We start from the raw sequence: 19,510 nt of genomic DNA, 5'->3' as shown, positions 1-19,510 counted from the left end.
TTTTCAACTCCACACCCACCCCAACTGACATGGAAACCACGCAGCAAGCCAGCCTGAAGGGCGGCGAATTCATCATCAAGCCGACCGATGCCCAGAGCGTTTTCACGCCGGCCGATTTTACCGAAGAGCAGAACATGATGTACCAGACCTGTCTGGACTTCGTGCAAACGGAAGTGCAGCCGCTGCTCGAGCGCCTCGACAACCACGAGGAAGGCCTTATGCGCGGCCTGATGGAGAAAGCCGGCCAGCTCGGCCTGTTCGGCGTGAGCATTCCGGAGCAGTACGGCGGGTTGGACATGGACTTCACCACGGCCCTGCGGGTGACTGAAGGCGTGGGCGGCGGTCACTCATTTCCGGTGGCGTTTGCGGCGCACACGGGCATCGCCATGCTGCCCATTCTGTACTTTGGCAACGATGAGCAGAAGGCCAAATACTTGCCCGGCCTCACCGATGGCACCCTGATGGGCGCCTACTGCCTCACCGAGCCCGGCTCCGGTTCCGACGCTTTGGGGGCCAAAACCAAAGCTGTACTCAATGCTGAAGGCACGCACTACGTACTGAACGGCCAGAAAATGTGGATTACGAACGCCGGCTTTGCCGATGTGTTCATCGTGTTTGCCCAGATTGACGGCGATAAATTCACCGGTTTCATTGTGGAGAAAAACACGCCCGGCCTGAGCCTTGGCAACGAGGAGCACAAGATGGGCATCAAGGGCTCGTCGACCCGCCAGGTGTTTCTGAGCGACGCGCTGGTGCCGAAAGAGAACGTGCTGGGCGAGATTGGCAAAGGCCACCTCATTGCCTTCAACGTACTTAATATCGGCCGCATCAAGCTGGCGGCGGCCTGCCTGGGCGCCACTAAAATGGCCGCCGACCTCAGCGTGAAGTACGCCAACGAGCGGGTGCAGTTTAAACTGCCCATTTCGAAGTTTGGCGCTATTCGCTACAAGCTGGCGCAGCAGGCCATCCGCATCTACGCCGTGGAATCGGCCATTTACCGCGCGGGCTCCGACATCTACCGTATGGAGCAGCAGCTTATCGCCGAAGGCAAAGGCGCTAACGAAGCCCTGCTGGGCGCGGCCCGCGAGTTTGCCGTGGAGTGCGCTATTCTGAAAGTAGAAGGCTCGGAAGTGCTCGACTACGTGGTGGACGAGGGCGTGCAGATTTACGGTGGCTATGGGTTCTCAGCTGACTACCCGATGGACCGCGCCTACCGCGACTCGCGCATCAACCGCATTTTTGAGGGCACCAACGAAATCAACCGCTTGCTGGCTGTTGACATGATTCTGAAGAAGGGCCTGAAAGGCGAAATCGACTTGATGGGGCCCGCCCAGGCTGTGCAACAGGAGCTGATGAGCATTCCGAGCCTGAGCCAGGACGAGGAAACTGGTCTGTTCAGCAAGGAGCTGAAAACCATCGCCAACCTGAAAAAGGCCATCCTGATGGTGGCCGGCTCGGCCGTGCAAAAGTTCACCGCCACCCTCGCCAAAGAGCAGGAGCTGCTGATGAACATCGCCGACATGGCCATCAAAACCTACATTGCCGAGAGCACCCTGCTCCGCGTGGAGAAGGAAGCCGCTGCCAAAGGCGAAGAAGCCCTGTCGGTAGAAGCCGATATTGCCCGCGTGTACCTAGCCGACGCCGTGGACATTGTGGAGAAGGCCGGCAAAGACGCCATCGGTAGCATGGCCGAGGGCGACGAGCAGCGCCTGCTGCTCATGGGCCTGAAGCGCTTCACCAAAACGGAGTTGCTGAACGTGAAGGAAGCCCGTCGCCGTATTGCCGCCAAGCTGATTACGGCCAACGAGTACGCTGTTTAACCCACGGATTAACTTCGCGGGACTTGGGTTCGTCGGATTTAACGACGGATTTGTAGACGATTGAGAAAGGCCGCTTCTGGGTTCAGGGGCGGCCTTTTTGTTGCGCCTGGCTTGAGAATGAGCAGATATCGGAAAAACAATTTGTAGAAAAGTTGAGATATTGAGAAGCCTTTTGGTTTTGGGCATGGTCTGGTAGGAAAGCACGGCGCGGCCGCCCGGCTTCAAGCATTCATCACTCCTTTTCTTTCTATGTTTATGAAAACCTTTACGCTTCTCCTGACAGTGCTGGCAGCATCGTTGGGCTGGCTAACGCCCGCCGCCCAGGCCCAGTCTTGTGCGCCGCCCACCAACGTTGTCATAACCAATGTGACGAATGCCAGCGCAGTGGTCAGCTTCACGCCTTCGGCCACCGCCAGCAGCTATACGGTGCGCTTTTATTCCATCGATAGCACGGCGGCAGGCATCACCAGCATCAACACCACCGCCTCGCCGGTGACGCTGACGGGGCTGGTAGCGGGGCGCTTCCACCGGGTATCGGTGATGAGCAACTGCGCGGGCGGCCTCAACACGTCGTCGCCCTGGGTTGGGTTCCAGACCACGGGCGGCGGTTCCAATCCCACGGGCTGCGCGGCGCCAACCAGCCTTGCCGTTACCGGATTGACTACCACCACGGCTTCCATCTCCTTCACAGGGGCGGCCGGTGCCGGTAGCTACCGCGTGGTATATTATGCCCTTGGCGACAGCATCAACGCCATTACGCAAACCGTGGCCGGTTCGCCCATTGGGCTCAGCGGCTTGCTGCCGGGCACGCAGTACATCGTTCGCGTTTTCAGCAATTGCAGCGGCGCTACATCGGCCGCCAGGCTGATTACCTTACGCACCCAGGCCATTCCGGTGCCGTGCGGCGCGGTCACCAACGTGGTGGTGACGGCCACCAGCGCCTCCACGGCCACGGTCAGCTTCACGCCCGGCGCCAACAACACCCAGTTCACGGTAACCTACTACGTGCCGAATGATTCGTCGCGCTGGGTGATTTCCAACACTTCACCCATCACGCTCACCGGCCTGGTGCCCGGCCGCACCTACACCATTCAGGTCAGGAGCACCTGCGGCACCGGTACCACTGTCACTTACACGGCCGGTACGCCCATCACTTATTCGTTCCGGGGCACGCTGGGCGCCCGGGCCGCACTGGGCGGAGCTGCGGTGGAAGTGTTTCCCAATCCGGCCCGCCGCGCCGCCAATCTGGTGCTGCCGGCCGTGGCCGGAGCTACGCAGGCGCGGGTGGTGTTGCTCAATGGGCTGGGCCAGCAAATCCGGGTGCTCACTGTGCCGCTGGCGGGCGCCGAAACCCGCACTTCTCTTGATTTGACGGGCGTGGCACCGGGCCTCTATACCTTGCGCGTGGCGGCGGGCAGCCAAACGGCCAGCCAGCGATTAGCGGTTGAATAGAAGTTGTTATCGCACCAAAAAAGCCGCTCCTGTTTCAGGAGCGGCTTTTTTGTGTGAACAAACAGGCAGGTCGAACTGGCCAAAAACGGCCAGCCTAGTCCGTTCTATTTCACCACAATCTTCTCCAGCTGTAGCGCCGCCGATTTCTTGCTCGGCCGGCTCACGCCTACGATGGTTTTCTCGCCTAGCCAAGCCGTGAAATCTTTCACGTAGGCCAGTTGCTGGTCGTCGGCCACGTTGAGCTTCAGGCGTTCGGGCAGGCTCACCACGCCGGTCTGGGCATTCACGCGGCGCAGGTAGAGGTCCGATTTCTTGTTGATATTTTCGAGCGTGAGCAGCTGCACCGTGTTGCCAAACACGGCCGCCCGGTAGCCGATGCCGGTGTAGGCATCCACGGCCGGGGCCACCTGGTCTTTGGCCACCAGACTGTGCCAGGTAGGCGCCCCAAACTCATTGTAGCCGAACAAGTGCAGCTCGCGAGCGTGCACCGGCGCCTCGCTGCCGCCTTCCTCGAAGTGCTTTTCGGCCACCACCACCAGCTGCTTGTCGGCCGTGAGCAGCAAATCGGCCAAATACACGTCATCCAGCCGCTTCACGTCCAGGCCGCTGGCCTTGCTTACCTCGGCCAGGTAGGCAGGGGTGAAGCGAAACTCCGGTGAAAACTTCATGTCGCCGTTGCCGCTGAAATCGTATTTCACCACTTTCAGGCTATAGTATTCGCCGGTGGCGTAGTCTGCGCACAGCGCGGCGGCATACAGGCTGCCATCATTCAGCACCGTGAATTTGGTGTCGCGCACCGTTACGGGCCGGCCGCCGAATACGCCGCCCACCGGCACGCCCAACACCTTAACGTCCTTGTTCGTCCCGGGCAGGTAGCGGCGCACGGTGAGTTTTTTCATGCCGTCGCTCACCAGCGTCACGTATTGCGTGCCATCGTTGGCCACGTGCACAGCGGGCGAGAAAAAGTCGCCCACATCGCGGAAGTCATAGCTCTTTTCTTCCAGCTGCAGCACATTCTGGTCAAACAGCGTGGCCGCAATGCTCTTCACCTGCTGGCCGTAAGTGAGGTAGCGGAAGGCCAGTAGCCGGCTGCCATCGGGCGAGATGGACACGCCCGGCCGCCGGTCGCGCGGGCTCACGCCCATCACCACTTTGGCGGGGCTGCGCTGGCCACTTTGCAGGTTCACGGCCACCACGGCCAGGTTCTGGCCAGCGTCGTCTTTGTGGTGCAACACCACCAGCGCCTGCTTATCGCCCCGCCCGAAGGCTTCGAGCGTTTCGCCGGGCGTCACCGGAATGGTGGTGCTCCACTGCTTTTTCAGGTCGGCGTCGTAGCGCTCCACGGCATAGCCACCGGCACTCTGGTGGGCCAGTATCACGAAGCCCGAGCCGTCGGCCAGGGGCAGGGTCTTGCGCGGCACACGCATGTCGTAACGGTCGGTGCCCTGCTCAGGCAGGTAGCTAAACGGAGTCGACTTTACTTTTTGAGCCAAAGCGGGCGTGCTCGCAAGGGCCAGCCCCAGTGTGCCCAACAGGCAGGCGCGCTGCATCAGATTTTTTACGTGCGATTGAATCATAAAATAAGTTTTTGGCCTAAGCAAGCCTTCAAAAGTAGCCATTTTAATGCTTGTATGGGGTGTTTTCAGGCCCAAGGCTATGATACTAAGGGTCTGGTAAAAAAATGTTAGCCCAACCATAACACTATTATCGACACCTCCGTACAGGGAACCCGTTAACTTTGCGTCAGGATATGGAACTCAATCGCAGCCCTGTCCGCAAGGTTTCTCTACCACCTTTTCAACTTGCCGGTTCCCCATTAACGGGTGTATAAAGTTTTGGCCTACTGTGCGAACAATAAATCCGCAGCATTACTTTTGTTCCCGTTATTATATATATAGTTATGAAGTCACTCTTAAAATTCTCGCTTTTGTCAGCGCTTATCATCGGAGGTAGGTTTGCCAAAACGAGCACACCCGCCACTACCGCCCAATCCAACACTTTCCAGAGCCGGCCCGATAGCTCGGTTGTATTAGTACACCAAGTACTCACTTCTGAGCCCGTGAAGCCCAACCGAGAGCAGGCTTCGCCGCAGCAGAGCGGTAGCGGCCTCATCACAGAGCTGTACTAACCGGAACACCCCAACGACTTTTAACAAAGTCGTTTTTTTTTGCCCGGCCGGGTAAGCTCGTTGCTGTTCTAACTAATCCGGCTCCAATTCACGGCTGTAGCCGGCAGGCTATCGATGTGCCGCCGGATGTTAGCATTGTCGGGATGCGTGAGGCCCGGGTCTTCCGTGAGCAAGGCCTGCGCCGCGGCCCGGCTTTCGCTCAGAATGCGGCCGTCCTTGGCCAAATCGGCAATGAGCAGGTCGAGCACGCCGCTTTGCTGGGTGCCCATCAGGTCGCCGGGGCCGCGCAGCTTGAGGTCGATGTCGGCAATTTCGAAGCCGTTGTTGGTCCGCACCATCGTTTCGAGGCGGGTGCGGGCGTCCTTGCTCAGCTTGAAGCCCGTCATCAGGATGCAGTAGCTCTGGTCGGCGCCGCGGCCCACGCGTCCGCGCAACTGGTGCAGCTGTGAGAGCCCGAACCGCTCGGCCGACTCAATCACCATCACCGAGGCGTTGGGCACGTTCACGCCCACCTCAATCACGGTGGTGGCCACCATTATCTGGGTTTCGCGCTTGATGAAGCGCTGCATCTCGTAATCTTTTTCCTCGGCCTTCATGCGCCCGTGCACGATGCTGATTTGCATCTCCGGGAAAGCCCGGGCCACGCTTTCGTAGCCGTCGGTCAGGTCCTTATAGTCCATCGTTTCCGACTCCTCAATCAGCGGGTACACGATGTACACCTGCCGCCCCAGCTTCACCTGGTCCCGAATAAACTCGAACACCTTCAGGCGGTTGGCGTCGAAGCGGTGCACCGTCACGATGGGCTTGCGGCCAGCCGGCAGCTCGTCAATCACACTCACGTCGAGGTCGCCATACAAGGTCATGGCCAGCGTGCGCGGAATGGGCGTGGCCGTCATCACCAGCACGTGCGGAATGACGTGCGGATTTTTCTGCCACAGCTTCGAGCGCTGCGCCACCCCGAAGCGGTGCTGCTCGTCCATAATGGTCAGTCCCAGGTTGCGGAACTGCACCACGTCCTCCAGCAGCGCGTGGGTGCCCACCAGCATGTGCATGGTGCCGTTGCGCAATTCCTCGTGCAGCACGCGCCGCTCCGAGGTGCGGGTGCTGCCCGTGAGCTTGCCGATTTTGATGCCCAGCGCGTCGGCGTACACCTTTAGGCCTACATAATGCTGGTCGGCCAGGATTTCGGTGGGCGCCATCAGGCAGCTTTGCGCGCCGTTGTCGGCCGCCATCAGCATGGAGATGAAGGCCACGATGGTTTTGCCCGAGCCCACGTCGCCCTGCAGCAGCCGGTTCATCTGCTTGCCCGCGCAGAAATCCTTGTAAATGTCGTGGATAACCCGCTTCTGCGCGCCGGTCAGGTCGAAGGTGAGGTGGTTTTTATAGAAGTCCACCAGCGTAGGCACCTCCTTGAAAATCTGCCCGGCCAGCGTCACCTTGCGCTGGTCGCGCTGCCGCAGCAGCTTGAGCTGCACAAAAAACAACTCCTCAAACTTCAACCTGAACTTGGCCGCCGCCAGCAGCTCCGGGCTCTGCGGGAAGTGAATCTGCTGCATGGCCTGCGCCTTGGGCATCAGCCCGTAGTGCTCAATCAGAGCCGGCGACAACGACTCCTGAATGTGCGGCAAGGCCAGCTTCAGCAGCTCAGCCACCATCCGCATAATGGCCTTGCTATCAATTCGATTATAGTTTTTGAGCTTCTCCGAGGTGTTGTACACCGGCTGCAAGAAGCTCTGGCCCGGCTTGCTTTCGCTCACTTCCTCCAGTTCCGGGTGGGCCATCTGGGGCCGGCCGTTAAACATCGTCGGCTTGCCGAAAACAATGTATTCCTGGTTGTTCCGGGCCACCTGCTGTACCCACTTCACGCCCTTGAACCACACCAGCTCCAATTCGCCGGTGCCATCGCCCACCTTGGCCGTCAGGCGCTGCTTGGGCCCTTCGCCCACCAATTCTTTGCCGCGCAGCATCCCGCGCACCTGCACATAAGGCAGGTCGTCGTTAAGGTCGGCAATGCGGTACACCTGCGTCCGGTCGAGGTAGCGGAACGGGTAGCGCTGAATCAGGTCGCCGTAGGTGAACAGATTCAGCTCCTTGCCCAGCAGCTGCGCCCGCTGCAGGCTGCCCACCGAGCGCAAAAACTCCAGCCGGGTGTTGAAAAAGTTACTCATTAAATCAGGCTGTCATGCTGAGCTTGCGAAGCATCTTTTCACTGCTGTACTGCTTTCGCAAACGTGAAAAGATGCTTCGCAAGCTCAGCATAACAGTTATTTGTACTTAAGCGTATTCAGCATCCGCACCATGTCCGTCTTCACGTACTCAATCACCGGAGCCAGCGAGTCGTTCGCCGTGGCCGTGCGGAAATAGAGCGCGCCGCGCAAGAAGTGTTTCGTGCTATCCGTGGTGTAAAACTGAAACTGACTCGGCACCTCGCCCGATAGCTCAAACACCGAGGCGCGCATGCCACTCGGCGTCTTCAAAATCCGCTCATCAATGGCCGTGGCTTTGATTTCGTGCTTGCCGGTGAGCTTGCGCGCATCCTCCATCATCTTATTGTAGAGGCGCCGGTCGCGCTGCACGTCCATGTAGGTAATCTGCACGTTGGCGTGCAGCCTAGGGTAATACACGTTCAGCCAGTGCGGCTGCGCCATGTACGACGAATCGCGCTTTATCACCGCTTCCTTCGAGTATTCGAACTCATACGGGTGCCCGCCGCCCAGCAGCTGGTAGCGGTGCGCCGGCAGGTCGATGCGGTTGTAGCCCTTCGGCTTGGGCGTGAAATCCGGTGCCGACGAGCAGCTAGCCAGCAGCGCCAGCCCCATCAGCAACGACACGGTCGAAAAATATCTCATGCAAAAAGCGGCCCCAGCCTGAAATGGCCCAGCCTTCGTAGCTTCAAAGGTAACCAGCACCGCAACGAAAAAAGCCCCGGCACAGTGCCAGGGCTCCTTACTAATAATCGATTTGGACAGCTGCAGCCACAGGCCCGTCAGTCCCACGCCCGGCATTCAGAACGGCAGCTGGTCCAGCTCCGGCTCCTGCCGGAAGGTCTGCTGGGTTTCGGCCGTGACCGCGCCGTTGGCTTCGCCAGCGGCACCATTGGCGCCCTGCGGCCGGCCACCCAGCATCGAAATCTCATCGGCGATGATTTCGGTGATGTAGCGCGTCTGCTGGTCCTTGTCCTGGTACTGGCGGGTGCGCAGCTTGCCTTCGATATACACCTGCTGGCCCTTTTTGAGGTATTTATCCGCCATGTCGGCCAAGCCGCGCCACGCCGAGATGTTGTGCCACTCGGTGCGCTCCACGCGGTTGCCTTGCTTGTCCTTGTAATAGTCGTTGGTGGCGAGGGTAAAGTGAGCCACGCTCACACCGCCTTCCAAATGGCGCACTTCGGGGTCTTTCCCCAGGTTGCCTACCAAAATCACCTTGTTCACTCCGGCCATATTATTGCACGTTAGGAAATACAGAATCGAAAAAGCCACCCGGCCATTTCTTGTCTCAAAGATAGTAGCTTAAATCAGAAAAGCAAAATAATTTGCTAATAATTTTTGCCCATAAATCTAAAAATATTGGCTAATGACTTAATCACCGGTTCTGCTCAACATAATTAGCAATGAGCACGGGCTTGGGCAGTGTTTCAATCTCCGCCAGCGAGTAAGCCCGCAGCCCCAAATCACGCAGAGTGGCCTCGGGCAGCGGCTTTGCCAGCGTCATCGGGTGGAAGCGTACCTCCAGTTTCTGGTGGCTCAGCACGTGGCGATAGGCAGCGGTGGGCTCGGCGGCTTGGCTGGTATCCAAGGTTGCGCCAAGCGCGTCGAGGTGGCGGACCAACTCCGCCGGCGGCAGCTCCGCCACGGTAGTTTCGGCCAAAGCGAAGTCATACAAGCCCTGCCAGATGTCCTTCTCCCGTCGTTCGCGCAGATAAGTCTGCTCACCGTGGCGCAGCACGAAGTAGTGGAAGTAGCGCGTGCGCGCCGCCTTCGCCTTGCTCTTCACCGGCAGCAGCGCCACCTGCCCGTGCTGAAACGCCCAGCAGGTGCTTTGCAGCGGGCAGAACAGGCAGTCCGGCTTGGCGGGAGTGCACTGAATGGCCCCAAACTCCATAATGGCCTGGTTGAAATCAGCCGGTGCGGTGGCCGGAATGTGCTGGTCAGCCACGGCCTGAAACTCCTTGCGCGAGCTGGGCGCCGCGATATCCGAATGCAGCCCAAAAATGCGGGCCAGCACCCGGTACACATTACCATCGAGCACCGCCACAGCCTCATCGAACGCAAAGGAAGCAATAGCCGCGGCCGTATATGGCCCGATACCGCGCAGCTTCAGCAACTCCGCATAATTGTCAGGGAATTTGCTGCCGTATTCAGCCACCACCTGCTGGGCGGTGCGGTGCATGTTGCGGGCCCGGGAGTAGTAGCCCAGGCCCTGCCAGTAGCGCAGCACCTCGGCTTCGGGCGCGGCGGCCAGGTCCTGCACGGTAGGGTAGGCAGCCAGGAAGGTTTCGTAGTAGGGGAGGCCCTGAGCAACACGGGTTTGCTGCAGAATTACCTCCGACAGCCAGATGGCGTACGGGTCGCGGGTGTGGCGCCAGGGCAGGTCGCGGTGGTGGCGCGGATACCACGCCAGCAGGGCCGACGCCAGAAAGGAGGGATGGGAGAGCGTTTTTGTCAAAATTTTGAAAGAGAATAATTTGGCCCCAGCCTTTGTTTGGGAGGGTAGATTGGTAAAACCAAAAAATGGGGTTACCTTTGTGGCCCCAATTCGAGGGCGAACCGCCTGCCAGGCAAAGGCTTACGCTGGAATTCGGGATTTTTTTGCCTAAAAACGTAATTTTTTCAACCACCTAAGTACCATACCAACGTGACTAAAGCTGAGGTAATCGCCGAAATCTCCACCAAGACCGGCATCGAGAAAGCAGACGTATTGATGACTGTTGAGGCTTTCTTCAAAGTCGTGAAAGATTCCATGACGGAAGGCAACAACATCTATGTTCGTGGCTTCGGCTCGTTCGTCAACAAAAAACGCGCCCGGAAAGTGGCCCGTAACATCTCGAAAAACACGTCGCTCATCATCGAGGAGCACTACATCCCGAGCTTCAAGCCGTCGAAAACTTTCGTTGCTAAAATCAAAAACAGCAAGAAAGTAAAAGCTACGGCTGCTAAAGCTTAGTCTATCAACGATTAACTGTTAGTGGTTGTCCCGGCCATCGGCCCATAACCACTGAAAATTGCCGGCCGCGCCGCCGGTGTCTTTTCCGCGAGGGAAAGCCCGGCGGCCGGCTTTTTTCAGCCCATGGCTACTACGTCCTCTTCTGCTTCGCATCAATTGGTTGTCCTCGCTGCCGCGCTCGCGCTGGTAGGAGGACTTTTTGTGTTGCCAAAAGGCATCATGAAGCCCAAGGAAAGCCGCTCGGAACTGAACAAGGACGCCGCCGCCACGGCCAACCGTGATGGCGGCGGTGCCAAAACCAACGGCTCCAAAACCGAGGCTTCCTCGGGGCCGGTGCCGGCCACGGCGACGGACAACGGCGGTGCTCATTCCGATGACGACGGCCACGACCACAGTGCCACGGCCGCCGCGCCGCACACCACGGCCACGGCTGCCCAGCGGCAGGAGCTAACCCGCCTGCTGGCCGAGTACAACACCGCCCCCAATGCGGCTGCCAAAGCCACGGTGGCTACCACCCTGGCCCGCCGCTACAACGACGTGGAGCGGTTCGACAGCGCCGGCTACTACCTGGAGCAGGTAGCATTGGCCCGGCCCACTGCCGCCAACTTGCAGCAGGCCGCCGATGCCTACTTTCAGGCATTCAGCTTCGCGGCTTCCGACGAGCGGATAAAACTGCTCGGCGGCAAGGCGCGGGAACTGTATGTGAAGGTGCTGAAGGAGCAGCCCGGCAACCTCGACGCCAAAACCAACCTCGGTATGGCCTACATGGCCTCCGACAACCCCGTGCAGGGCGTCACTTACCTGCGCGAAGTGCTGGAAGTCGACCCCCGCAACGAGAAAGCCCTGTACAACATGGGCTACCTCGCGGTGCAAAGCAACCAGTACGACAAGGCCGTGAAGCGTTTCCAGGATTTGGTGAAAGTCAATCCGAAAAACGTGAACGGTCAGTTTTATCTCGGCGTAACTTTGGCCCGCACCGGCGCCAAAGCCGAAGCCAAACAGGCGTTCCTCGCCGCCAAAGCCCTCAGCAACGACCCGGCGCTGGCGGCTTCGGTAGAAGAGGAAATCGCCAAATTGAAGTAGTTGCTCGTTGTCAGTTGTTAGTCTCTTACTGCAACCCAACGACGCTAACAACTGACAACGAACAACTGACAACTAAACATCAACCAACTTAACCCCCAAGCATCATGCCCTGCGGTAAAAAAAGAAAGCGTCATAAGATTGCCACCCACAAGCGTAAGAAGCGCCTGCGCAAGAACCGCCACAAGAAGAAGTAAGCCTCACGGGGCGTAGCGGCGGCCGGCAGTTTTCCTAACGGGAAGGGAGCCAGCCGCCTATCTCTCACGTAGCCTCCCGGGTGTGGCCGCGTTGGGCGCTTTTCCCGTGGCTCGCGAGGGAAGCCAGAACTTATGGTTCTGGCTTCCCTTTGCCGGTTTCGGGGTAGTGCTGCGGCGGCACGGCTGGCAGGTTACTTTAACTAAATCAAGGCTTTGAGTAATGAATTAGTCATTAATTCTACTCAGGAAGGCGAGCGGATTGCGTTGTTGCAAGACAAGCGGCTGATTGAATACCATTTCGACCGCAACGACACCAATTACTCAGTAGGCGACATCTTCCTGGGCACCGTGAAAAAGGTGATGCCCGGCCTGAACGCAGCATTCGTGGACATTGGCTACGAAAAAGATGCGTTTTTGCATTACGGCGACCTTGGCGAGCAGTACAACTCGTTCACGAAGTGGGCGCGCACCGTGCAAAGCGGCCGCGCCGCCACCGCCGGCCTCGAAAAATTCACGTTTGAGCCCGTCCTCGACAAAGTGGGCAAGGCCGAAAACGTGTTTAAAAAGGGCCAGCAGATTGTGGTTCAGATTATTAAGGAGCCCATCTCGACGAAGGGCCCGCGCGTGAGCACCGACATTTCGATGGCCGGGCGCTACCTCGTGCTGATGCCGTTTTCGAACACCATCAGCGTGAGCAAAAAGATAGTGAGCAAAGCGGAGCGCGACCGGCTCAAGCGGCTCATTGCCAGCATTAAGCCCGAAAACTTCGGCGTCATCATCCGCACCGTGGCCGAAGGCCGCGAGGTGGCTGAGCTGGACAAGGACATGCAGGACATGGTGGCGAAGTGGGAGCAGCTCTACAGCACGCTGCGCACCGCCAAGCCCGACGACAAGGTGCTGGGCGAACTCGGCCGCACTTCCTCCATGCTCCGCGACATGCTGAACGAGTCCTTCGACAGCATCATGGTCGACGCGCCGACGATGTACGAGGAGATGCGCGACTACATCCAGAAAATCGCGCCCGACAAGCTCGGTTTGCTGAAGCTGCACAACTCGAAAATCAAGATTTTCGAGCAAACCGGTATTGAGAAGCAGCTGAAAACGCTGTTTGGCAAGACGGTGACCGTTCCCGGCGGCGGCTACCTCGTCATTGAGCACACCGAAGCCCTGCACGTCATCGACGTGAACTCGGGCAGCAAGAGCAACCAGGAAAACGACCAGGAAGCGACGGCGCTCATGATTAACATGCTGGCGGCCAAAGAAGTGGCTCGGCAGCTGCGCCTGCGCGACATGGGCGGCATCATCGTGGTCGACTTTATTGACATGCGCTCGGCCGAAAGCCGCAAGAAGGTGGAAGACGCCGTGCGCGACGTGATGAAGCACGACAAGGCCAAGTTCACGGTGCTGCCCATTACCAAGTTTGGTCTGCTGCAGATTACGCGGCAGCGGGTGCGACCGGCCGAGAACATCGTGACCGGCGAGGTGTGCCCCACCTGCGGCGGCACCGGCAAGATTTCGGCCTCCATTCAGGTGACGGACGACATCGACAACAGCATCGACGACCTGCTGGTAAACCAGAACCAGTCGGGCATCACGCTGTCGGTGCACCCGTTCCTGTACGCTTATTACACTAAAGGGCTGATTTCGCGCCAGATGAAGTGGTACCTCAAGTACTACAAGTGGGTGAAGGTGGTGAACGACAGCAGCCTGGGCCTCACCGACTACCGCATCGAAGACGAGCGGGGCGAGGAAATCCAACTGCGTTCGTCGGCCGCCGCCATGAGCCGCTTGCAGGACCGTGAAGTGGAAATCGTGGATTAGCGTTTAGCTGATTTACAATAGCTTGACACAACAAAAAGCCCCAGCCTCGTGAGAAGCTGGGGCTTTTCGTTGCGTCAGGGAATTCTTAAAACTTGATGCCTAAATCGAGGCCGAACGAGCTGTTTTTGATGGTGACATCGGTGAAGTTGCGCTTGCTTTCGAAATAATGGTCGATATCAACCAGGCCGCGGTGGTAGCCGAGGCCGGCAAAAAGCTTGGTGCTGCTGCCCAGCGCGTATTCGGCGCCGGCTCCTAACAGGGCGTCGGCGTCGAAGAAGTAGACGTAGTCGCCGGCTTTGTTTTCGGTGCCGGTGGCGGGGTCGGTGTAGAACTTGCTGCTGTTGATGCGGGTGCCGATAGGCACGTTCAGCGAGCCGCCTACCTGAAAATACAGGCGCGTGGCCGGCGCGATTTCATTCGTGAATAGCTTGACGGAAAGCGGCAGCTGCAGGTACTGCGTGCTCATTTTATAAGACGTCTGGAACGCGTTGCCCACCCCGTTGCCATTGTTGTAAAAATCGGTGTAGCGCACGGTGCCACCTTTGCCGGCCAGTTCCAGGCCGGTGCTGAAGGCATAATTCTCACCGAAGAAGTAGTCGACCACCAAACCGCCGCTGAAACCGAGCTGGCTGCCGTCGCTGGCGAAGCCATTTTTGGACGTCGACTCGGCCCGCAGGCTGGTGATGGTGGGCGACACTTTGAGGCCGATTTCGACCTGGGCCGAAGCGGTGCCAACGGTGGCGGCGAGAGCGAAGGCGGCAAGGAATATCTTTTTCATATGCACAGATACGGCTACTGCTGATGGAAACTACCGACTGCCGGTAGGTTTTGGCTAATTTTACGCCAAAGTAACGCGCGTGAATACGAATAATTTTGCCTGGCGGCGTTGGCTGCCCCTGTTTTTAGTAGCAAGCCTCGGCTTGGCCGCCTGTAAGAAGGGGCCAGCGGAGGGCTGCCGTGCCGATGCCGCCGCCGACGCGCCGGCTGTGCCCGTGCGGCTAAAGCACCTGGAGCAGCCTTTCTTCACAATCAAGACGCCGGCCGATGCCCAGCAGTTTATGGATGCAAATCCGGCCTTTGCGCGGTACTACCTGCAACGCCAGCCGGCCACCGAAAAGGAGTTGGAAGCCAGCCTAGTGCAGCTGGCGACCAACGCCGCATTGCAACAGCTGGGGCGCGAAACGGCCGCCGCCTTCCCTGACAGCGCGGCGCTACGGCGCGATTTGGGCGAGGTGTTCCGGCGGGTGCATTATTACTTCCCTGATTTCCGGGTGCCGCCTGCCAATACCTACGTCAGCGGCTTTCTGGCCAAGGATATTTATGTGAACGACAGCTTATTGGTGCTGAGTCTGGATTGGTTTGTGGGCCCGAAAGCCAGCAAGCGGCCCGACCTGCCGCAGTACATGCTACGCCGCTACACCCCGGCCGGCCTGATGCCGCTGCTGGCACACAACGTGTCGAGCAAGTACAATCGCCACGAACTGACGGCCAATACGATGCTCGACGCCATGGTGCACGAGGGCAAGGCCCTCTACTTTGCCAGTCAGATGCTGCCCTGCGTGCCTGATTCGCTACTCATGGGCTACACCACGCGCGAAATGGTGGGCCTAGAAGCCAACGAGCCCCGCGTGTGGGGGCATTTTCTAGAGAAGAACCTGCTGTACTCCACTACTCCTTTCCTGCTGCAGAAGTATGTGGGCGAGCGACCCAACGTGCCCGAAATCGACAAAACCTGCCCTGGCCGCGTGGGTCAGTGGGTGGGCCTGCAAATCGTGCGCAAATACGTGGAACTGCACCCCGACGTGACGCTGGGTCGTCTGATGGCCGAGAAAAACGCCCAGCGCATCCTGAACGAGTCGCACTACCGGCCCATGCACGATTCAAAATGAGGTGGTTGTCATCCTGAGCGGAGCGAAGGACCTTATCACCGATGAGCGGCTAGCAGTAATTCAATTGTGCGAGCGTGATAAGGTCCTTCGCTGCGCTCAGGATGACAGTTTCTCACAACCTCATGCACATCGCCGTTTTTAGCCAGTATCACACCAGCCCCGATTGCCCGGCCACCAGCCGGCACTATACGCTACTGGCGCACATCGCGAAAACGCACCGTGTGACGCTGCTGACTACTCCCGCCTGGAAGCCCCAGCAGCTGACGCATGAGTTTCCGTGGGTGCCGCCCGGCATGGAAATCCGCGAAGCGCAGGTGCCTTACGAGAACAAGATGGGGCCGGCCCGCCGGGCGTTGGCCTTTGCGCAGTACGCGGCCTGGGCGGTGCGGGAGGGGCTGCGAATTGATAAGCCGGACGTGATTTGGGGCATCAGCACGCCGCTCACAGCCGCTTGGGCGGCGGCGCAGGTGGCGCGCTGGCGTCGGGTGCCGTGGGTGTTTGAGGTGCAGGATTTGTGGCCTTCGTTTCCAATCGCCATGGGCGCGGTGCCCACAGCTCTGGCGCGGCAGCAGCTTTTCCGGCTCGAAAAACGCTTGTACCAGAGTGCCCGGCACGTGCTGCCGCTCTCGCCCGACATGACGCGTTACGTAACGGATTTGGGCATTGATGCTGGAAAAGTGACCACCGTGCTCAACGGCACAGACCTGGAACTGGCTGCCCGCGCTACGCTCGAAACCGTGGCCCAACTGCGGCAGGAGCAGGGGCTGGCTGGCAAACGGGTCATTCTCTACGCGGGCACCTTTGGCCGGGCCAACGATATTCCGACGCTGGTAGCGGCGGCCGAAGCCGTGGCGGCCACCGAAACGGATGTGGTGTGGCTGTTTCTGGGCCACGGTTTTTATGAACCACTGATTGCGGCGGCGGCGGCGCGCTGGCCGGGGCGCATCCGGCTGGTGGGCGGGCAGGCGCGGCACCAGGTTTTTGGCTGGTTTGCGCTGGCGGCGGTGTCGGTGGTGTCGTTTCTGGATTTGCCGGTGCTGGATTCTAACTCGCCGGCCAAGCTCTATGATTCGCTGGCGGTGGGCACGCCGGTCATCGTCACCAACCAAGGCTGGACCAAAGCGCTGGTGGAGCAGCACGGCTGCGGCTGGTACGTGCCGGCCGGCAACGCTGACGCGCTGGCCGCACAGCTACACCAACTGCTCACGCAGCCTGATGTGCTGCTGGAAGCGGGAAATAGGGGCCGCCGGCTAGCAGCCCAGGAATTTGACCGCTGGCAGTTGGCCGTCCGGGTACAGCATATTTTGGAGAATGCCGCTTACTAATCGTTGTACTCACGGCACGGTCTTTTGTGCCGCCATGTACTGCCGATTGAACTTTGTGTACTAAAAAGGCTGCCTGTAGTGAGTGAAAGAGCCATCTCAGGCATCTTCTGGCAACGGCACATAGGCTGCGGCTTTGCCAAAATGCTTCTCAAAATAAGCGCAGCTGGGTGCCAGTGGGCAGGAACTGCACTTCGGCGAGCGGGCCACGCAGATGTACCGCCCGTGCAAAATCAGCCAATGGTGGGCTTTGGGAATCAGCTCTTCAGGGATGTGCTTCACCAAGGCTTTCTCTACGGCCAGCGGCGTGGTAGCCGTTTTCGGTACGAGCCCGAGGCGGTGCGACACCCGAAACACGTGCGTATCCACGGCCATGGTGGGCTGGTTGTAGATAACGGAAGCCACCACGTTGGCGGTTTTGCGGCCCACGCCGGGCAGGCGTTGCAGCTCATCGAGCTGGCTGGGCACTTCGCCGCCGAACTCTTCGGTGAGCATTCGGCCCAAACCTGCCAGGTGCTTGGCCTTGTTGTTGGGGTAGGAAACGCTGCGGATGAAGGGAAAAATGTCGTCGGCCGTGGCGGCGCCGAGATGCGCGGCGGTGGGAAACTGCTCCAATAGCGCGGGCATCACTAGGTTCACGCGCTTGTCTGTGCACTGCGCGCTGAGCACCACGGCCACTATCAGCTCATACGGGTTGCCGTAGGCCAGCTCTGTTTTGGGCTCCGGGAAATTGGTGGTGAAGTAATCGAGGAAGTACTTGAATCGGTCGGCGCGGCGCATGAGGCGAAAGTAGGTGCCCCACAAAAGTAAACGGTCATGCTGAGCGCAGCCGAAGCATCTCTACCGCAATACTATTCCTTTTGACTGGAGTTTAGTACTGCGGTAGAGATGCTTCGGCTGCGCTCAGCATGACCGTTTCTCTCGGTTTTAGAATTTGAGAATCCTTTAGCTCTTATTCTTCCGGCTTCGGCGCAGGGGCTGAAGCGGTTGCCAGAGGAAATTAAACGGACTCAGGATTTGGCTAAAAAAGTACGCGAGTAGCGCAAAATGGCCTCGGAGGTGTGGGCCCGCGGCTCGCGGCGAACGCCGTCGAGGGCCCGCTGGGCCAAAAGGAGGTCGGCGCACGTGGCTGCCAGTTCCGGGTCGTGCTGCAACGCCTCCTCTACCTCGCGCTGCCTTTCAGGAGGCAATTCGTTGTACACATACTGGAGCAGTGTCGAATGGGGTAAGGTTTGAATCATAATGATGCAGGGAATTTGCGGTCATTTTCTTCCGCAGGTTAATCAGCGCATAGCGCATCCGGCCGAGGGCCGTGTTGATGCTGACGCCGGTTGCGTCGGCAATCTCCTGGAAGCTCATGTCGCCGTAGTGGCGCATCAGCAGCACCTCCTTCTGGGCGGCGGGCAGTTCCTGGATTAACGCCCGAAGGCGGGTATGGGTTTCCTCGCGGGCCAGGATGTCGTCCGGGCCGTCGTCGGCGAGGGTGAGGGTGTTAGCCAACCGGTCGTTGTCGGAGAGGCTGACGTGGGGCGTCCGCTTGCCGCGCCGGAACGAATCGATGGCCAGGTTGTGGGCGATGCGGCAAATCCAGGGAGCAAACTTGCCCTCTTCGTTGTAGCGCCCGCCTTTGAGGGTGTGAATGGCCTTGATGAACGTGTCCTGCAACAGGTCCTCGGCCACGTCCTCGTCGCGCACGATGAGGAGGATGGTCGTGAACACACGACTGCGATGCCGCTCCAGCAGGATAGCGAAGGCGGATTCCTGGCCGGCCAGGTAGAGCGAGATGAGCGCGGAGTCGCTCGGTTGCAAGAGGTCCATAAAGGGCTACGGAATAAGGGAACGTAGAGCTTTAGGCCATAGTATGCAGTTACCGAGAAAAAATTTGGGGAGCGACCGGTAGTCGGGTTTTTGCCCGCTAGAATCGTTCCAAATGTAGAGCGACGAAATGCACATCCGCAATACCCCTCAACTAAAAAATGACAAAATTCTGTAGGTAAAACGGAGCAACCTTCCGCAAAACTTCATCTACGCGCTGCTAACGCATAATTGAGGAATAAAAAATCTGAAAAAAGTTTCAAAAATATTTTTTTATTTTCTCAACGGCCCTCTTTCAGCTTCCTAACCACTGATAGGCAGCGGCTTCTTCGGTGAACAAAGCGGTGTGGTAGCCGTGCTCGGGCTGGGTGGCGGCGCTGATAACGGCTACGGAACTGGCCGACTGTTGCTGCTGGGCGCGCAGGGGCGAAATCAGAAAGGCAATGCGCACCGGCGCCAGGTAGCGGCCGGGTAGCTGCGGGAAAAATTCGGTATTGACCCAGTGCGTGAGCTCGGGCGACACCAACTCGTCGCGGCGGCGCAGGTCGAGCAGCCAGCGCCAGCAGCCGAGGGCATCGGCGGCGGCGAGAATGGCCAGGTAGCCGGCCTGCAGCTCGGGGGCGGTGATTTCGCGCTGCCAGCGGGCCACGATGGCCGGCAGGTCGGGGCGGGGCGTGATGTCGAGGCCAAAGTTGGGCATGAGCCGGGCGGCGCGGGCGGTGAGGATGAGGCTCACAAGGTAGGCGAAACGGACGGCCGGACCTAGGGGGCGGGGCGGGCGGGGGCTACCTTTGCCAGTCCACGCCGCACTGGCGCCTTTTGA

Annotated in this window: 16 protein-coding genes; 7 read left to right on the top strand and 9 right to left on the bottom strand. The window is 59.2% G+C overall.

Annotated features, from left to right (window positions below; translation table 11 throughout):
* Positions 1-29: 29 nt before the first annotated feature.
* A complete protein-coding gene (locus Q5H92_RS18425) occupies positions 30-1,820 on the top strand; it encodes an acyl-CoA dehydrogenase FadE (RefSeq protein ID WP_305013028.1) in 1,791 nt (596 codons plus the stop codon).
* 255 nt (positions 1,821-2,075) lie between these two features.
* Positions 2,076-3,272, top strand: a complete 1,197-nt coding sequence (locus tag Q5H92_RS18420) for a fibronectin type III domain-containing protein (protein ID WP_305013027.1) — start codon at positions 2,076-2,078, stop codon at positions 3,270-3,272.
* A gap of 104 nt (positions 3,273-3,376) precedes the next feature.
* On the opposite strand, the gene Q5H92_RS18415 is transcribed toward Q5H92_RS18420, so the two are convergent.
* From Q5H92_RS18415 to mutY, 5 genes are all read right to left on the bottom strand, one after another.
* Entirely contained in the window at positions 3,377-4,849 is a 1,473-nt protein-coding gene (locus Q5H92_RS18415; RefSeq protein ID WP_305013026.1) for a hypothetical protein, read from the bottom strand.
* A gap of 619 nt (positions 4,850-5,468) precedes the next feature.
* Positions 5,469-7,568 carry an ATP-dependent DNA helicase RecG gene (recG, locus tag Q5H92_RS18410; RefSeq protein ID WP_305013025.1) on the bottom strand — a complete coding sequence of 700 codons (2,100 nt, stop codon included), beginning with the start codon at positions 7,566-7,568 and terminating at the stop codon, positions 5,469-5,471.
* Positions 7,569-7,664: 96 nt separating this feature from the next.
* Entirely contained in the window at positions 7,665-8,249 is a 585-nt protein-coding gene (gldD, locus tag Q5H92_RS18405) for a gliding motility lipoprotein GldD (RefSeq protein WP_305013024.1), read from the bottom strand.
* Positions 8,250-8,405: 156 nt separating this feature from the next.
* A complete protein-coding gene (locus Q5H92_RS18400) occupies positions 8,406-8,840 on the bottom strand; it encodes a single-stranded DNA-binding protein (protein ID WP_305013023.1) in 435 nt (144 codons plus the stop codon).
* 142 nt (positions 8,841-8,982) lie between these two features.
* Positions 8,983-10,065, bottom strand: a complete 1,083-nt coding sequence (gene mutY, locus Q5H92_RS18395) for an A/G-specific adenine glycosylase (RefSeq protein ID WP_305013022.1) — start codon at positions 10,063-10,065, stop codon at positions 8,983-8,985.
* Positions 10,066-10,254: 189 nt separating this feature from the next.
* Here mutY and Q5H92_RS18390 point away from each other — a divergent pair, with 189 nt between their 5' ends.
* From Q5H92_RS18390 to Q5H92_RS18380, 3 genes are all read left to right on the top strand, one after another.
* Positions 10,255-10,563, top strand: coding sequence for an HU family DNA-binding protein (locus Q5H92_RS18390; RefSeq protein WP_190928317.1), 309 nt, complete (start codon positions 10,255-10,257; stop codon positions 10,561-10,563).
* Between the two features lie 123 nt (positions 10,564-10,686).
* Positions 10,687-11,646 carry a tetratricopeptide repeat protein gene (locus tag Q5H92_RS18385; RefSeq protein ID WP_305013021.1) on the top strand — a complete coding sequence of 320 codons (960 nt, stop codon included), beginning with the start codon at positions 10,687-10,689 and terminating at the stop codon, positions 11,644-11,646.
* A gap of 407 nt (positions 11,647-12,053) precedes the next feature.
* Complete coding sequence (locus Q5H92_RS18380; protein WP_305013020.1) at positions 12,054-13,661, top strand: Rne/Rng family ribonuclease; 1,608 nt, start codon at positions 12,054-12,056, stop codon at positions 13,659-13,661.
* 85 nt (positions 13,662-13,746) lie between these two features.
* On the opposite strand, the gene Q5H92_RS18375 is transcribed toward Q5H92_RS18380, so the two are convergent.
* A complete protein-coding gene (locus tag Q5H92_RS18375; protein ID WP_305013019.1) occupies positions 13,747-14,439 on the bottom strand; it encodes a porin family protein in 693 nt (230 codons plus the stop codon).
* 79 nt (positions 14,440-14,518) lie between these two features.
* Between Q5H92_RS18375 and Q5H92_RS18370 the strand changes: the two genes are divergently transcribed.
* Positions 14,519-15,550: a gliding motility protein GldB-related protein gene (locus Q5H92_RS18370; protein ID WP_305013018.1), complete on the top strand. Its 1,032-nt coding sequence runs from the start codon at positions 14,519-14,521 to the stop codon at positions 15,548-15,550.
* A gap of 122 nt (positions 15,551-15,672) precedes the next feature.
* Positions 15,673-16,875: a glycosyltransferase family 4 protein gene (locus Q5H92_RS18365; RefSeq protein ID WP_305013017.1), complete on the top strand. Its 1,203-nt coding sequence runs from the start codon at positions 15,673-15,675 to the stop codon at positions 16,873-16,875.
* Between the two features lie 96 nt (positions 16,876-16,971).
* Here the strand turns inward: Q5H92_RS18365 and nth are convergent, their stop codons facing one another.
* The 3 genes from nth to Q5H92_RS18350 all read right to left on the bottom strand — a co-directional run bounded on the left by nth (position 16,972) and on the right by Q5H92_RS18350 (position 19,423).
* A complete protein-coding gene (nth, locus tag Q5H92_RS18360; RefSeq protein ID WP_305013016.1) occupies positions 16,972-17,652 on the bottom strand; it encodes an endonuclease III in 681 nt (226 codons plus the stop codon).
* Positions 17,653-18,051: 399 nt separating this feature from the next.
* The gene (locus Q5H92_RS18355; RefSeq protein WP_245113854.1) at positions 18,052-18,690 is read right to left on the bottom strand and encodes an RNA polymerase sigma factor; all 639 of its coding nucleotides are present in this window, start codon (positions 18,688-18,690) and stop codon (positions 18,052-18,054) included.
* A 292-nt stretch (positions 18,691-18,982) separates the two neighbouring features.
* Entirely contained in the window at positions 18,983-19,423 is a 441-nt protein-coding gene (locus Q5H92_RS18350) for a hypothetical protein (RefSeq protein ID WP_305013015.1), read from the bottom strand.
* Between the last annotated feature and the right edge of the window lie 87 nt (positions 19,424-19,510).

Source organism: Hymenobacter mellowenesis (genome assembly GCF_030581005.1).
In the GTDB taxonomy this organism is placed as follows: Bacteria; Bacteroidota; Bacteroidia; order Cytophagales; family Hymenobacteraceae; genus Hymenobacter; species Hymenobacter mellowenesis.
This window is presented reverse-complemented; position numbering and strand designations above follow the sequence as displayed.

Coding starts and splice junctions, on each gene's coding strand:
- Q5H92_RS18425 (WP_305013028.1), top strand. CDS start 30: ATGGAAACCACGCAGCAAGCCAGCCTGAAGGGCGGCGAATTCATCATC.
- Q5H92_RS18420 (WP_305013027.1), top strand. CDS start 2,076: ATGAAAACCTTTACGCTTCTCCTGACAGTGCTGGCAGCATCGTTGGGC.
- Q5H92_RS18415 (WP_305013026.1), bottom strand. CDS start 4,849: ATGATTCAATCGCACGTAAAAAATCTGATGCAGCGCGCCTGCCTGTTG.
- recG (WP_305013025.1), bottom strand. CDS start 7,568: ATGAGTAACTTTTTCAACACCCGGCTGGAGTTTTTGCGCTCGGTGGGC.
- gldD (WP_305013024.1), bottom strand. CDS start 8,249: ATGAGATATTTTTCGACCGTGTCGTTGCTGATGGGGCTGGCGCTGCTG.
- Q5H92_RS18400 (WP_305013023.1), bottom strand. CDS start 8,840: ATGGCCGGAGTGAACAAGGTGATTTTGGTAGGCAACCTGGGGAAAGAC.
- Q5H92_RS18385 (WP_305013021.1), top strand. CDS start 10,687: ATGGCTACTACGTCCTCTTCTGCTTCGCATCAATTGGTTGTCCTCGCT.
- Q5H92_RS18375 (WP_305013019.1), bottom strand. CDS start 14,439: ATGAAAAAGATATTCCTTGCCGCCTTCGCTCTCGCCGCCACCGTTGGC.
- Q5H92_RS18365 (WP_305013017.1), top strand. CDS start 15,673: ATGCACATCGCCGTTTTTAGCCAGTATCACACCAGCCCCGATTGCCCG.
- nth (WP_305013016.1), bottom strand. CDS start 17,652: ATGCGCCGCGCCGACCGATTCAAGTACTTCCTCGATTACTTCACCACC.
- Q5H92_RS18355 (WP_245113854.1), bottom strand. CDS start 18,690: ATGGACCTCTTGCAACCGAGCGACTCCGCGCTCATCTCGCTCTACCTG.